Source organism: Youngimonas ophiurae (nom. illeg.), assembly GCF_049803795.1.
GTDB lineage: Bacteria > Pseudomonadota > Alphaproteobacteria > Rhodobacterales > Rhodobacteraceae > Thalassobius.
Genome location: NZ_JBNAGJ010000001.1, coordinates 1 through 14814, shown reverse-complemented (window position 1 = coordinate 14814; position 14814 = coordinate 1). Strand labels below are relative to the sequence as shown.

The 14814-nt window shown below is 59.9% G+C and carries 10 protein-coding genes and 1 tRNA gene; all 11 read right to left on the bottom strand.

The features are described from left to right. Positions 1 to 91: 91 nt before the first annotated feature. On the bottom strand, positions 92 to 4333 hold the full coding sequence (gene rpoC, locus ACP15O_RS00055) for a DNA-directed RNA polymerase subunit beta' (RefSeq protein ID WP_425093988.1): 4242 nt from the start codon (positions 4331 to 4333) through the stop codon (positions 92 to 94). A gap of 51 nt (positions 4334 to 4384) precedes the next feature. Further along, positions 4385 to 8521 carry a DNA-directed RNA polymerase subunit beta gene (rpoB, locus tag ACP15O_RS00050; RefSeq protein ID WP_425093987.1) on the bottom strand — a complete coding sequence of 1379 codons (4137 nt, stop codon included), beginning with the start codon at positions 8519 to 8521 and terminating at the stop codon, positions 4385 to 4387. Between the two features lie 240 nt (positions 8522 to 8761). After that, positions 8762 to 9139: a 50S ribosomal protein L7/L12 gene (gene rplL / locus ACP15O_RS00045; protein WP_425093986.1), complete on the bottom strand. Its 378-nt coding sequence runs from the start codon at positions 9137 to 9139 to the stop codon at positions 8762 to 8764. 72 nt (positions 9140 to 9211) lie between these two features. Further along, on the bottom strand, positions 9212 to 9730 hold the full coding sequence (rplJ, locus tag ACP15O_RS00040) for a 50S ribosomal protein L10 (RefSeq protein WP_425093985.1): 519 nt from the start codon (positions 9728 to 9730) through the stop codon (positions 9212 to 9214). 239 nt (positions 9731 to 9969) lie between these two features. Beyond that, the gene (gene rplA / locus ACP15O_RS00035) at positions 9970 to 10668 is read right to left on the bottom strand and encodes a 50S ribosomal protein L1 (protein ID WP_425093984.1); all 699 of its coding nucleotides are present in this window, start codon (positions 10666 to 10668) and stop codon (positions 9970 to 9972) included. 1 nt (position 10669) lies between these two features. Continuing rightward, positions 10670 to 11119, bottom strand: coding sequence for a 50S ribosomal protein L11 (gene rplK, locus ACP15O_RS00030; RefSeq protein WP_425093983.1), 450 nt, complete (start codon positions 11117 to 11119; stop codon positions 10670 to 10672). Positions 11120 to 11221: 102 nt separating this feature from the next. Next, complete coding sequence (gene nusG / locus ACP15O_RS00025; RefSeq protein ID WP_425093982.1) at positions 11222 to 11755, bottom strand: transcription termination/antitermination protein NusG; 534 nt, start codon at positions 11753 to 11755, stop codon at positions 11222 to 11224. A gap of 189 nt (positions 11756 to 11944) precedes the next feature. Next, entirely contained in the window at positions 11945 to 12142 is a 198-nt protein-coding gene (gene secE / locus ACP15O_RS00020) for a preprotein translocase subunit SecE (protein ID WP_425093981.1), read from the bottom strand. A 165-nt stretch (positions 12143 to 12307) separates the two neighbouring features. Then, positions 12308 to 12383 (bottom strand) — tRNA-Trp (locus ACP15O_RS00015). 73 nt (positions 12384 to 12456) lie between these two features. Next, positions 12457 to 13443 carry a zinc transporter ZntB gene (locus tag ACP15O_RS00010; RefSeq protein ID WP_425093980.1) on the bottom strand — a complete coding sequence of 329 codons (987 nt, stop codon included), beginning with the start codon at positions 13441 to 13443 and terminating at the stop codon, positions 12457 to 12459. Positions 13444 to 13630: 187 nt separating this feature from the next. Next, positions 13631 to 14806 (bottom strand): elongation factor Tu, encoded by a 1176-nt coding sequence (tuf, locus tag ACP15O_RS00005; RefSeq protein WP_425093993.1) that lies wholly within the window; start codon positions 14804 to 14806, stop codon positions 13631 to 13633. Positions 14807 to 14814 lie beyond the last annotated feature (8 nt).

The window sequence follows — 14814 nt, the reverse complement described above, 5'->3', positions numbered from 1 at the left end:
GAAGCCGTCCAGCCCCACCGGAAAACTACGGGCCCCACGCAAAAGGCCCCCGGATCACTCCGGGGGCCCTCTGAAATTCTGTCAGCCGGGATTATTCGTCGCGGCTTTCGGGGGTTTGAACCAGGTTGTCGAACTCATCGCCGCCAACCACGTCATCCACCGGCGCCGCCAGCTGAGCTGCGGCCTCGGCTTCTTCGCGGCGCGCTTCGATCACGACATTGTCGCGCGACTGGGCGATCTGGCGCACACGCATGGTGGCACCGCCGGTCCCGGCCGGGATCAGACGACCCACGATCACGTTCTCTTTCAGGCCGACCAGCTTATCGCGTTTGCCCTGAACCGAGGCTTCGGTCAGCACGCGGGTGGTTTCCTGGAACGACGCCGCCGAGATGAACGAACGGGTCTGCAACGAGGCCTTGGTGATCCCCAGCAGGATCGGCTCGCCCTGGGCCGGACGCCCGCCTTTATCCAGAGCCTTCTGGTTGGCAGCATCGAATTCGGCCTTATCGACATGTTCGCCCTTCAGCAGCGTGGTGTCGCCGCTGTCCGAGATCTCCCATTTTTGCAGCATCTGGCGGACGATCACTTCGACGTGCTTGTCGTTGATCTTCACACCTTGCAGTCGGTACACGTCCTGCACTTCGTCGATCATGTAATTCGCCAGCGCCTCGACACCCATGATGGCCAGGATGTCATGCGGCGCGGGGTTACCGTCCATGATGTAATCGCCCTTCTGCACGAAGTCACCTTCCTGCACCGGGATGTGCTTGCCCTTGGGCACCATGTACTCGACGGGTTCGCGGCTTTCATCCACAGGATCAATCGCGATACGGCGCTTGTTCTTGTAGTCGCGGCCAAAGCGCACGTAACCATCCAGTTCGGCGATGATCGCGTGATCTTTCGGACGGCGGGCCTCGAACAGTTCAGCCACACGCGGCAGACCACCCGTAATGTCCTTGGTCTTGGCGCCTTCGCGCGGGATACGCGCAACAACGTCACCGGCCTTGACCTGCTGGCCGTCTTCGACCGACAGGATCGCGTCCACAGACATCGGATAGGTGATCGGGTTGCCGGCATCGTTGCGCACCGGCTCGCCGTCGGCATCCACCAGGATGATCTCGGGCTTCAGCTCGTTGCCTTTGGGAGCTGCGCGCCAGTCGATCACGATTTTCTGAGTCATGCCGGTGGCATCGTCAGTTTCATCGCGCACGGCCACACCGCTGGTCAGGTCAACGTATTTCGCCGTTGCGTCCTTCTCGGCGATGATCGGCAGGGTGTAGGGATCCCATTCGAACAGCTTGTCGCCGCGGGCCACGTCCTGGCCGTCGGTGACGAACAGTTTCGTACCGTAGCCCAGTTTGTGGCTGGCGCGTTCGTCGCCGGTTTCGCCCATGATCTTCAGTTTCATGTTCCGGCCAATCACCAGAACCTCGCCATTGGCGTTGGTCAGAAGCTGCGGGTTTTCGAACTCGATCTTACCCTCTTGGCTGGCTTCCAGGAAGGACTGCTGACCACCCTGCGCAACGCCGCCGATGTGGAAGGTCCGCATCGTCAGCTGCGTGCCCGGTTCACCAATCGACTGCGCCGCGATGATGCCCACGGCCTCGCCCACGTTTACGCGGGTGCCGCGCGCCAGGTCACGGCCGTAGCAGTTGGCGCAGACGCCATCCTCGGCCTCACAGGTCAGAGGCGAGCGGATACGTGCGGTCTGCACTCCGGCCTCTTCGATGGCATCGGCAGTGCGTTCGTCGATCAGAGTGCCCTTGGCAACCAGAACCTCTTCGGTACCGGGGCGCAGGATGTCATCGGCAGCCACACGGCCCAGGATACGTTCGCCCAGCGAGGCGACAACCTCACCATCGTTCACCGCAGCCTCGGCGGTGATCGAACGCTCGGTGCCGCAATCGACCTCGCGCACGATACAATCCTGCGCAACGTCCACCAGACGACGGGTCAGGTAACCCGAGTTCGCCGTCTTAAGCGCCGTATCCGACAGACCTTTACGTGCACCGTGGGTCGAGTTGAAGTACTCAAGCACGGTCAGGCCTTCTTTAAAGTTCGAGATGATCGGGGTCTCGATGATGTCGCCGTTCGGCTTGGCCATCAGGCCGCGCATCCCGCCCAGCTGTTTCATCTGCGTAACCGAGCCACGCGCACCCGAGTGGGCCATCATGTAAACCGAGTTCGGCTCCATGACCGCGCCGCTCTCGTCGCGCTTTTCAGCCGAGATGGTGCCCATCATCGCATCGGTGACCTTGTCGTTACACTTCGACCAGGCATCGACGACCTTGTTGTACTTTTCGCCCTGAGTGATCAGGCCGTCCATGTACTGCTGTTCAAAGTCCTTCACCTGATCGCGCGTTTCATCCACGATCGACCATTTGTCATCGGGGATCACCATGTCGTCCTTACCGAAGGAAATCCCGGCCTTGAACGCCTCTTTGAAGCCCATCGACATGATCTGATCACAGAAAATAACCGACTCTTTCTGACCGCAGTAGCGGTACACGGTGTCGATCACTTTCTGCACGTCTTTCTTACGCAGCAGCGTGTTCACCAGATCGAACGGCGCCTTGGCGTTCTGCGGCAGCAGCGCGCCCAGACGGACACGGCCAGGCGTGGTTTCGAAGCGTTTCATCACCTCGTTGCCTTCCTCGTCGATCTGAGGAACCCGCGCGGTGATTTTCGAGTGCAGGTGAACAACGCCGGTATCCAGCGCGTATTGCACCTCTTCGATCGAGCCGAAGGTCATGCCCTCGCCCTTCATGCCTTCGCGTTCGATGGTCGTATAGTACAGACCCAGAATCATATCCTGCGACGGCACGATAATCGGCGCACCGTTGGCCGGCGACAGCACGTTGTTGGTGGACATCATCAGAACACGCGCTTCCAACTGGGCCTCCAGGCTCAGCGGGACGTGCACGGCCATCTGGTCACCGTCAAAGTCCGCGTTGAACGCCGAGCAGACCAGCGGGTGCAGCTGGATGGCCTTCCCTTCGATCAGCGTGGGTTCGAACGCCTGAATGCCCAGACGGTGCAGCGTGGGGGCACGGTTCAACATCACGGGGTGTTCGCGGATCACCTCGTCCAGAATGTCCCAGACCTCGGGGCGTTCCTTTTCCACCAGTTTCTTCGCCTGTTTCACGGTGCTGGACAGACCCTTGGCCTCCAGTCGCGAGTAGATGAAGGGCTTGAACAGCTCCAGCGCCATCTTTTTCGGCAGACCACATTGGTGCAACTTCAGCTCGGGGCCGGTCACAATCACCGAACGGCCCGAGAAGTCGACGCGTTTCCCCAAAAGGTTCTGACGGAAGCGACCCTGCTTACCTTTCAGCATGTCCGACAGCGATTTCAACGGGCGCTTGTTGGCGCCGGTGATCACGCGGCCACGGCGGCCGTTGTCGAACAGAGCATCAACCGATTCCTGCAGCATCCGCTTTTCGTTACGCACGATGATATCGGGCGCACGCAGTTCAATCAGACGCTTCAGACGGTTGTTCCGGTTGATCACGCGGCGGTACAGATCGTTCAGATCCGAGGTCGCGAAGCGGCCACCGTCCAGAGGCACCAGCGGGCGCAGTTCCGGCGGGATCACGGGGATCACGGTCAGGACCATCCATTCGGGGCGGTTGCCCGATTCCAGGAAGGATTCCACGACCTTAAGGCGCTTGATGATCTTCTTGGGCTTCAGCTCGCCAGTGGCTTCGGCCAGATCGGCGCGCAGCTGTTCGGCTTCGGCTTCCAGGTCGATCTGGGACAGCATGTCACGGATCGCCTCGGCGCCGATATTGGCGGTGAACGCGTCCATGCCATAGGCATCCTGCGCGTCCATATACTCTTCTTCGGTCATCATCTGGCCGTATTGCAGGTCGGTCAGACCCGGCTCGATAACAACGTAGTTTTCAAAGTACAGAACCCGTTCCAGATCCCGCAGCGTCATGTCCAGCATCAGGCCGATGCGGCTGGGCAGCGATTTCAGGAACCAGATATGCGCGACGGGCGCGGCCAGTTCGATATGGCCCATGCGTTCACGGCGGACCTTTTGCAGAGTCACCTCGACACCGCATTTTTCGCAGACAACGCCGCGATATTTCATGCGCTTATATTTGCCGCACAGACATTCGTAATCCTTGATCGGGCCAAAGATACGCGCGCAGAACAGGCCGTCACGCTCAGGCTTGAACGTGCGGTAGTTGATGGTTTCCGGCTTCTTGATCTCACCGTAGGACCACGACAGGATACGTTCCGGCGAGGCCAGCGAGACCTTGATTTCATCAAAGACCTTGGGCGGGGTCAGCGGGTTGAACGGGTTGTTCGTCAGTTCCTGGTTCATTTTGATACCTCAAATTCTTGCAGATGGGTGGGGGGAATGGGCGCGGGGCCCTTATTCCTCACCCTCCGCATCCAGGAGTTCCATGTTCAGGCCGAGGCCACGGACTTCTTTGACCAGAACATTGAACGATTCCGGCACGCCGGCTTCGAAGTTGTCCTCGCCTTTGACGATGCTTTCATAGACTTTCGTCCGGCCGGCAACGTCATCCGATTTCACCGTCAGCATTTCCTGCAAGGTGTAGGCGGCACCGTAGGCTTCCAGGGCCCAGACCTCCATCTCACCGAAGCGCTGACCACCGAACTGCGCCTTACCGCCCAGCGGCTGCTGCGTGACAAGCGAGTACGGACCGGTCGAACGCGCGTGGATTTTGTCATCCACCAGGTGGTGCAGTTTCAGCAGGTATTTGACACCCACGGTCACCGGACGGGCGAACTGTTCGCCGGTACGGCCATCGAACAGCACCGACTGGCCGCTTTCCGAGAAACCAGCCCGCAGCAGGGCGTCGTTCACGTCAGCCTCTTTCGCGCCATCAAAGACGGGCGTTGCGATCGGAACACCGCGGGTCACGTTGCCTGCGGCCTCCAGCAGTTGGCCTTCGTCCATGTTGGCGATGCCTTCGTCATAGACGTCATCGCCATAGGCGCTGTGCATCGCTTCGCGCACCGGAGTCAGATCACCCGAGCGGCGGTACTCTTGCAGAGCGTCGTCGATCTTCAGGCCCAAGCCCCGCGAGGCCCAGCCCATGTGGGTTTCCAGAATCTGACCGACGTTCATACGCGACGGCACACCCAGCGGGTTCAGACAGAAATCAACCGGGGTTCCGTCTTCGAGGAACGGCATGTCCTCCATCGGAACGACCTTGGAAATAACACCTTTGTTCCCGTGACGACCGGCCATTTTGTCACCCGGTTGCAGCTTGCGCTTCACCGCGATGAACACCTTGACCATTTTCATCACGCCCGGCGGCAGATCGTCGCCACGGCGGACTTTTTCGACCTTATCCTCGAAACGGGCATCCAGGGCGCGTTTTTGCACTTCGTATTGTTCGTGCAGCGCTTCCACGACCTGAGCGTCGGCCTCTTCTTCCAGAGCCAGCTGCCACCATTGGCCACGGGTCAGGCTGCCCAGCAGTTCCTCGGTGATTTCCGAGTTCGCTTTGACACCTTTGGGGCCTTTGACGGCGGTTTTACCCAGGATCATGCCGCGCAGACGGGCATAGATGTTCCGATCCAGGATCACCAGTTCGTCGTCACGGTCACGGGCCAGCTGTTCCACTTCTTCCCGTTCGATTTGCAGCGCACGTTCGTCTTTTTCCACGCCGTGGCGGTTGAAGACGCGCACCTCGACCACGGTGCCATAGTCACCGGGCTTCACGCGCAGCGAGGTGTCGCGCACGTCCGAGGCTTTTTCACCAAAAATGGCGCGCAGCAGTTTTTCCTCGGGGGTCATCGGCGATTCACCCTTGGGGGTGATCTTACCGACCAGAATGTCGCCCGGCTCCACATCCGCACCGATGTAAACGATGCCCGCCTCATCGAGGTTGCGCAGCGCTTCTTCACCGACGTTGGGGATGTCGCGGGTGATCTCTTCCGGGCCCAGCTTGGTGTCACGGGCGGCGACTTCGAATTCCTCGATGTGGATCGAGGTAAACACGTCGTCACGCGCAATGCGTTCGCTGATCAGGATACTGTCTTCGTAGTTGTAACCGTTCCAGGGCATGAACGCGACGATCACGTTTTTACCCAGCGCCAGTTCACCGATATCGGTGGACGGGCCGTCGGCGATCACTTCGCCCTTCTGAACCGTGTCGCCCACTTTCACCAGCGGACGCTGGTTGATGCAGGTGTTCTGGTTCGAGCGCTGGAACTTGCGCATCCGGTAGATGTCCACACCGGCGTCGCCCAGTTCCAGATCCTCGGTGGCGCGGATCACGATACGCTGCGCATCGACCTGGTCGATGATCCCGCCACGAGCCGCCATGATGGCAGCGCCGGAATCGCGGGCCACAACCTCTTCGATCCCGGTGCCGACCAGCGGCGCCTCGGCGCGCAGCAGCGGCACGGCCTGACGTTGCATGTTCGAACCCATCAGAGCGCGGTTCGCATCGTCGTTTTCCAGGAACGGAATCAGCGAGGCCGCAACCGAGACCAACTGTTTCGGCGACACGTCGATCAGATCCACGTTTTCGCGCGGCGCCAGGGTGTAATCGCCCGACTGACGGGTCGAAACCAGATCGTTCTGGAACTGACCGTTTTCATCCAGCGAGGCGTTCGCCTGTGCCACGGTGTGACGCATTTCCTCGGTCGCGGACATGTAGTGCACTTCGTCGGTGACCTTGGCGTCTTTGACAACGCGATACGGGGTCTCGATAAAGCCATACTTGTTCACGCGGGCAAAGGTAGCCAGCGAGTTGATCAGACCGATGTTCGGCCCTTCCGGCGTTTCAATCGGGCACATCCGGCCATAGTGGGTGGGATGCACGTCGCGAACCTCAAAACCCGCGCGCTCGCGGGTCAGACCGCCCGGCCCAAGCGCCGACAGGCGGCGTTTGTGCGTCACTTCGGACAGCGGGTTCGTCTGGTCCATGAACTGCGACAGCTGCGAAGAGCCGAAGAATTCGCGCACAGCGGCGGCGGCCGGTTTCGCGTTGATCAGATCCTGCGGCATCACGGTGTCAATCTCGACCGAGGACATACGTTCCTTGATCGCGCGCTCCATGCGCAGCAGGCCGACACGGTACTGGTTTTCCATCAGTTCGCCAACGGAACGCACACGACGGTTGCCCAGGTGGTCGATGTCGTCGATGTCGCCGCGCCCGTCGCGCAGTTCGACCAGCGCCTTGATGCACTGAACGATGTCTTCGCGGTCCAGGGTGCGCTGGGTGTCTTCCTTGTCCAGAGCCAGGCGCATGTTCATTTTCACGCGGCCAACGGCGGACAGATCGTAGCGCTCGGAATCAAAGAACAGCGTGTCGAACAGGGCCGAGGCAGCCTCTTCGGTCGGCGGCTCGCCGGGGCGCATCACGCGGTAGATGTCCATCAGCGCGGTCGCGCGGCCCATGTTTTTATCCATGGCCAGCGTGTTGCGGATGTAGGCCCCCACGTTCACGTTGTCGATGTCCAGAACCGGGATTTCGGTGACGCCGGCGTCCAGCAGCTCTTGCAGGGTGCCGCCGGTGATTTCACCGTCTTTGTCGATTTCCAGGGTCAGCTCATCGCCGGCTTCGACATAGATCGCGCCGGTGTCTTCGTTGATGATGTCCTTGGAGACAAACTTGCCCACGATGTCCTTGAACGGCACCAGCAGGTCGGTGATTTTGCCTTCGTCGATGATTTTCTTCACCGCGCGCGGGGTCATTTTCTTGCCCGCTTCGCAGATCACCTCGCCCGTGTCGGCGTCCACCAGATCGGTGACCGGACGGGTGCCGCGCACACGCTCGGGGAAGAACTTGGTGACCCAGCCCTCGCCTTTGCGCAGCGTGTATTCCACGGTTTCATAATACGCGTCGCAGATCGCTTCCTGGTCCAGACCCAGCGCATACAGCAGGGTGGTCACAGGCAGTTTGCGGCGGCGGTCGATGCGCGCGTAGACAATATCCTTGGCGTCGAATTCGAAATCCAGCCACGAGCCGCGATAGGGAATGATGCGGCAGGCGAAGAGCAGCTTGCCCGAGCTGTGGGTCTTGCCTTTGTCGTGGTCAAAGAACACACCGGGCGAGCGGTGCATCTGGCTGACGATCACGCGTTCGGTGCCGTTGACGATGAAAGTACCGTTCGGAGTCATCAAAGGCATGTCGCCCATGAAAACGTCCTGTTCCTTGATATCCTTCACCGATTTGGCGCCGGTATCTTCGTCGATATCGAACACGATCAGACGCAGGGTCACCTTCAGCGGGGCGCTGTAGGTCATGTCGCGCTGCATACATTCGTCAACGTCGTATTTGGGTTTTTCCAGCTCGTATTTCACGAATTCCAGGATCGAGGTCTCATTGAAGTCCTTGATCGGGAAAACCGACTGGAACACGCCCATGATGCCCTCGCCGTCAGTCGGCTGAGGCGCGTCACCGGAACGCAGGAAAAGATCATACGAGGATTTCTGAACCTCGATCAGGTTCGGCATCTCCAGCACTTCGCGGATTTTGCCGAAATATTTACGCAGACGTTTCTGGCCAAGGAAGCTCTGAGCCATGGTCGATGTCACCTTTCGTGTCTCACCTGAACGCGCCAGCCGTCGGGCCCCGGCGGCACGCCCAATCGAAACAGGGATGTTCTGATCAATTCCCGGCCTCTGTCCCACCAGAAGCCTCCCGATCCTCGAACCTCTCCCAGGAAAAGGCTTTGTGCAAAAGCCCTTACCAAGACAGGTACGGCTGGGCCCGGAAAACTCCGGGCCCAGCCTGAACAAACATCCGGGTCGCCCCGGCGTTTATTACTTCAGTTCGACCTTGGCGCCAGCTGCTTCCAGCTTGCCTTTGATCTCTTCTGCTTCGGCTTTGTCGACGCCTTCTTTGACGGCTTTGCCGCCGGCTTCGACCAGCTCTTTTGCTTCTTTCAGGCCCAGGCCGGTGATGCCGCGGACTTCTTTGATGACGTTGATTTTCGATGCGCCAGCTTCCAGCAGGACGACGTCGAATTCAGTCTTCTCTTCTTCGGCTGCGCCACCGGCGTCAGCTGCACCTGCGACCATGACAGCGCCGCCAGCGGCGGGCTCGATGCCGTACTCGTCTTTCAGGATGGTTTTCAGTTCTTGTGCTTCCAGCAGGGTCAGACCAACGATCTCTTCTGCCAGTTTTTTCAGATCAGCCATTTTAGACTCTTTCCGTTATTAGGTATGTGTTCCAACGCAAGGTTTTCGACCCTACGCAGATCATAAGGTTGCTTACGCCGCCTCTGCCTTTTCCTCGATGGTAGACAGAATGGAGGCGATGTTCGAAGCAGGTGCGCCAATGGCGCCGGCGATGTTCGATGCGGGTGCGCCGATGCAACCAACGATCGAGGCAATAAGCTCCTCGCGCGAAGGCATTTTCGACACGGCTTCGACACCGGCCCGGTCCAGAGCGTTCTCACCCATTGCGCCACCAAGAATTTCAAACTTCTTGTTATCCTTGGCGAAGTCCTCGGCCACCTTGGCTGCTGCCACGGGATCCTCGGAATAGGTCAGAACGGTCATGCCCGTCAGCAGGTCACCGATGCTTGCGCAGGGTTTCCCTTCCAGGGCGATCTTGGCGAGCCTGTTCTTGGCGACACGTACGGCACCGCCCGCATCACGCATGCGTGCGCGCAGGTCCTGCATCTCAGCAACCGTGAGACCTGCGTAGTGGGCTACGACCACAACGCCAGAGCTGTCAAAGATCTGGCCGAGTTCCTCGACCACCTTCTCTTTTTGGGCTCTATCCACAGTATTACTCCAAATTTGGGGGTTGCCCCCCGGCTCAGTTTTGGTGAGTTGCCCCACCGTTTCGGGTCCAATTTCAGGGTCCCGAGCCCAGATCACCCGAGGGTCATACCCAACGGTTAATTCGTCTCGTTCCCCATCTCAGGAAGGAATTATTCGGGCAGATGCCTGAACCCTCCGTCTCGGACAGGACGGGGCTGTTGAGCCCCGCCATTCAGGTTGGGTTTCCCCAGCCTAAATTCTTATTCGGCAGTCACGCTGCCCAGGTCGATCGACACACCCGGACCCATGGTCGAGGAGATCGCGACTTTCTTCATGTAGGCACCCTTGGCACCTGCCGGCTTGGCCTTGGCAACAGCGCCAACGAAAGCCTTGATATTTTCGACCAGCTTGCCTTCGTCGAACGAGGCCTTGCCGACGCCAGCGTGCACGACACCGGCTTTTTCGGCCTTGAACTGCACCTCACCGCCTTTGGCGGCTTCAACGGCTGCTTTCACGTCCATGGTCACGGTGCCGACCTTGGGGTTCGGCATCAGGTTGCGCGGGCCCAGGATCTTACCCAGACGGCCAACGACGGGCATCATGTCCGGGGTCGCGATGCAGCGATCGAATTCAATGGTGCCGCCCTGGATGGTTTCCATCAGGTCTTCGGCGCCCACGATGTCCGCGCCTGCGGCCTGCGCTTCTTCGGCTTTGGGGCCACGTGCGAACACAGCGACGCGGACGGTTTTGCCGGTGCCGTTGGGCAGCGACACCACACCGCGGACCATCTGGTCAGCGTGGCGGGGATCAACACCCAGGTTCATTGCGATTTCAACGGTTTCGTCGAACTTGGCGGTGGCGTTTGCCTTGACCAGTGCGACGGCATCCTCGACCGAGACATCGCCCTTACCAGCGAATGCTTCACGAGCAGCAGCGGTGCGTTTTCCGACTTTTGCCATCTTACTTCACCTCGATGCCCATGGACCGGGCCGAGCCCAGGATGATCTGCATTGCGCCTTCGACGTCGTTGGCGTTCAGGTCTTTCATTTTCGCCTCGGCGATTTCCTTGACCTGAGCGGCGGTCACGGTGGCGACCACTTCACGACCGGGGTTTTCAGCGCCCTTGGGACGGTTCCGCTTACCGACGGGCTTCAGACCGGCAGCTTTCTTCAGGTAGTAAGACGCGGGGGGCGTCTTGATGTCCATGGTGAAGGACTTGTCCTGATAGTAGTTGATGATGGTCGGGCACGGAGCGCCGTTTTCCATTTCCTGCGTCTTGGCGTTGAACGCCTTGCAGAATTCCATGATGTTGATGCCGCGCTGACCCAGGGCGGGGCCCACGGGCGGCGAGGGGTTTGCTTGGCCTGCAGGGATCTGCAGCTTCAGCGTACCAACCAGTTTCTTGGCCATTTGGCCTCTCCTTTTTCCAACGCCCTTGGAACGCGTTCCGCAGGCTCTCAGTTGTGTGGTCCGGCCCTGACGCGCGCGCCCGGAGCCTCCCACGGTTCAGGCTCAGGCTTGCTTGGTAACCTGAGTGAATTCCAGCTCGACCGGGGTTTCCCGGCCAAAGATCGAGACCGACACCTTCAGGCGCTGGTTCTCGTCGTCTACTTCTTCGATCATGCCGTCGAAATCTTCGAACGGGCCGTCGTTGACCTTGACCTTCTCACCCACTTCGAAGTGGATCAGGGTGCGCGGCGCTTCGACACCTTCCTCGACACGGTTCAGGATCGCGTTCACCTCGGCATCGCGCATCGGCATCGGACGGCCCTGCGGCCCCAGAAACCCGGTGACGCGGTTGATCGAGCTGATCAGGTGATAGCCCTGATCCGACATTTCCATGCGCACCAGCACATAGCCGGGCATGAAGCGGCGCTCGGTCGTGATTTTCTTACCGCGGCGCACTTCGATCACTTCTTCGGTGGGCACCAGAACTTCTTCGATCTGATCTTCCAGACCATTCTCGACCACAGCCGTCTTGATCTGCTCGGCGATCTTTTTCTCGAAATTCGAGAGCACGCTCACCGAATACCAACGCTTCGCCATACTGACCTCAGTCCTTGCATCCCGCGGCCCGAAGGCCAAAATATTCTTTAATTGCAGCCATTAGGCCGCCCTCTCCGAAACAAAAAATCGGCGTGCAACACGAATCGCCGCACGCCATGGATCGGATCAGGCCTGTCACCTACCCCCAAAAGCCGAAATAATCAACCCTTACAGGGTAAAATTCGCCCCTTAGCCAAAGAACGAAAGCAACCCGCGCAGACCGCCGCGGATCAGCAGATCAACCAGCGCAAAGAAAATCGCGGTCAGCGTCGCCATCAGGAAGACCATGACCGTGGTCAGCAGGACTTCGCGGCGGGTCGGCCAGGTCACCTTGCCCACCTCGGTGCGGACCTGCTGAACGAATTGAAGCGGATTTGTACGTGCCATGGGGATCACATTCTTCTCTGTACGGATTGCGGGTCACATACGCGGCCCGGCATAGGATTTCAAGAGCAGCCTGCCGCGCCCCGCTCAGATTACCGCCAGCCTGCTGCCTGGGGCGCGCGAAACACAAGCCCCGCAGCGGTACGGATTTAATCTATTCCAGAGAAATGGCAGGGGCACCAGGGTTCGAACCCGGGACCTACGGTTTTGGAGACCGTCGCTCTACCAGCTGAGCTATACCCCTTCAGGCCGGGTGTCGGATTAGTGGACCCAGCCCAAATGTGCAAGACAGATTCGCACAAAAAATCACGAAACAGCTACCCGCCCCGTCCGATCCAGCGCATGTGCCACAGGGCAAGCACCTGAAGGAACACCAGCCCGCCCATGGCGCCGCACAGCCACAGGAAGGCATCGCTGCGCTCGAGCCCCGGCAAACCGCCCACATTGACGCCAAACAGCCCGGTCAGGAACCCCAGCGGCAGGAAAATCGCCGACAGAATCGACAGCATGAACATGTTGCGGTTCAGGCGGTCCGACAATTGCCCCGACAGTTCCTCGCGCAGAACCGAGGCCTGTTCGCGCAACTCGTCCATGTCCTCGACCACTCGGGTCATTTTCAGGTGCTCTTCTTCGATCTCGCGCCGGGTGGTCTGATCCAGAAGCTCCAGCTTCGCCCTGCCGATCTCAGCCAAAGCATCCCTTTGCGGCCCCATGTAGCGCCGCGCCGCGATGATCTGCAAACGCATGTCCACCACCTGACGGCGCAACCGTTCGGTCCCTTCTGATATGACCTTATGCTCCAGTTCCTCGGCTTTCTGGTCCAGGCCCGATTGGAATTTTGCGATATTGGTGGTGATGTCTTCGATCAGATTTACCAGAAAACTGCCCGCATCGCTGGGGCCCCGCCCCGCAGCCAGAGCCTCGTGCATCCGTTCAATCGCCCAGACCCGTTTGCGCGAAATCGTGACAATCCGATGCGGATCAATCCACATCCGAACCGAGACCATGTCCTCGGGGTCTTCGCCCGCGTTAAAGTTCATGCCGCGCAGAATCAGGATCATACCGCTGCCCAGCACCGTCAGGCGCGGGCGCGTGTCCACATCCAAGAGCGCCTCAATCGCCTGTGGATCCAGATAATCCAGCTGCGCCGAGATCCAGCCGTTCGCCGCCGGATCCTTGCCATCCAGATGCGCCCAGGCCGGCGCATCGGCACGCAGGGCCTGCAACAAAGCCGCGCCGGCCAGAGGCTGGCCCGCCTCGGTGCCATCCAGGGCATAGGCATAGGTGACGAAAGGCTCTGTCATGAAATGGCTCCGGGGTTTCTGAGGTCCACCCAGACAAGCACGGACGCGGCCGACCATCAACCACTCACAGCAAAAGGGCCGCTTTGTTGAGCGGCCCTTTGTTGGTTTTTATCGGTCGGCTTTCGGCGGGGTTTCCGTTGGGAAATCGCCTGTCGCTAACGGGCGTTTTGCTTGCGCAAAGCCACCCTTACTCGATGATTTTGGACACAACGCCCGAACCGACGGTGCGGCCGCCTTCGCGGATGGCGAAGCGCAGGCCTTCTTCCATCGCGATCGGGGCGATCAGCTCGGCCGACAGTTTCAGGTTATCGCCGGGCATCACCATCTCGGTGCCCTCGGGCAGGATGCAGGTGCCGGTCACGTCCGTGGTACGGAAGTAGAACTGCGGACGGTAGTTCGCGAAGAACGGGGTGTGGCGGCCGCCCTCTTCCTTGGTCAGGATGTAGACCTCGGCTTCGAACTTGGTGTGCGGGTTCACCGAACCGGGGGCACACAGAACCTGGCCACGCTCGACCGACTCGCGGTCGATGCCGCGCAGCAGCGCGCCGATGTTGTCGCCCGCTTCGCCGCGGTCCAGCAGCTTGCGGAACATTTCAACGCCGGTACAGGTGGTTTTGGTGGTGTCCTTGATGCCGACGATTTCGATCTCGTCGCCAACGTTGATCACGCCACGCTCGACACGGCCGGTCACAACGGTACCACGACCCGAGATCGAGAACACGTCTTCGATCGGCATCAGGAAGGGCTGGTCGATCGCGCGCTCGGGCTCGGGGATGTAGGCATCCACGGCGGCCATCAGCTCTTTGATCTTCTCTTCACCGATTTCCGGGTTCTTGCCTTCCATTGCGGCCAGGGCCGAACCTGCGATGATCGGAATATCGTCGCCGGGGAAGTCGTATTCGGACAGCAGCTCGCGGACTTCCATTTCCACCAGCTCCAGCAGCTCTTCGTCGTCAACCTGGTCAACCTTGTTCAGGAACACGACCAGCGCAGGCACACCAACCTGACGCGCCAGCAGGATGTGCTCGCGGGTTTGGGGCATCGGGCCGTCGGCTGCGTTCACAACCAGGATACCGCCGTCCATCTGCGCCGCGCCGGTGATCATGTTCTTCACATAGTCAGCGTGGCCGGGGCAGTCGACGTGCGCGTAGTGGCGGGTCTCGGTCTCGTATTCCACGTGCGCCGTCGAGATCGTGATCCCGCGCGCTTTCTCTTCCGGCGCGCCATCAATCTGGTCATACGCTTTGAAGTCACCGAAATACTTGGTGATCGCCGCCGTCAGCGTCGTCTTACCGTGGTCAACGTGACCAATCGTGCCGATGTTAACGTGCGGTTTGCTACGTTCAAACTTTTCCTTTGCCATTCTATGGC

Excerpts from the sequence above, each read along its gene's own strand:
- rplL (WP_425093986.1), bottom strand. The coding sequence starts at position 9,139 with ATGGCTGATCTGAAAAAACTGGCAGAAGAGATCGTTGGTCTGACCCTG.
- nusG (WP_425093982.1), bottom strand. The coding sequence starts at position 11,755 with ATGGCGAAGCGTTGGTATTCGGTGAGCGTGCTCTCGAATTTCGAGAAA.
- rpoC (WP_425093988.1), bottom strand. The coding sequence starts at position 4,333 with ATGAACCAGGAACTGACGAACAACCCGTTCAACCCGCTGACCCCGCCC.
- rplA (WP_425093984.1), bottom strand. The coding sequence starts at position 10,668 with ATGGCAAAAGTCGGAAAACGCACCGCTGCTGCTCGTGAAGCATTCGCT.
- rplK (WP_425093983.1), bottom strand. The coding sequence starts at position 11,119 with ATGGCCAAGAAACTGGTTGGTACGCTGAAGCTGCAGATCCCTGCAGGC.
- secE (WP_425093981.1), bottom strand. The coding sequence starts at position 12,142 with ATGGCACGTACAAATCCGCTTCAATTCGTTCAGCAGGTCCGCACCGAG.
- tuf (WP_425093993.1), bottom strand. The coding sequence starts at position 14,806 with ATGGCAAAGGAAAAGTTTGAACGTAGCAAACCGCACGTTAACATCGGC.
- rpoB (WP_425093987.1), bottom strand. The coding sequence starts at position 8,521 with ATGGCTCAGAGCTTCCTTGGCCAGAAACGTCTGCGTAAATATTTCGGC.
- ACP15O_RS00010 (WP_425093980.1), bottom strand. The coding sequence starts at position 13,443 with ATGACAGAGCCTTTCGTCACCTATGCCTATGCCCTGGATGGCACCGAG.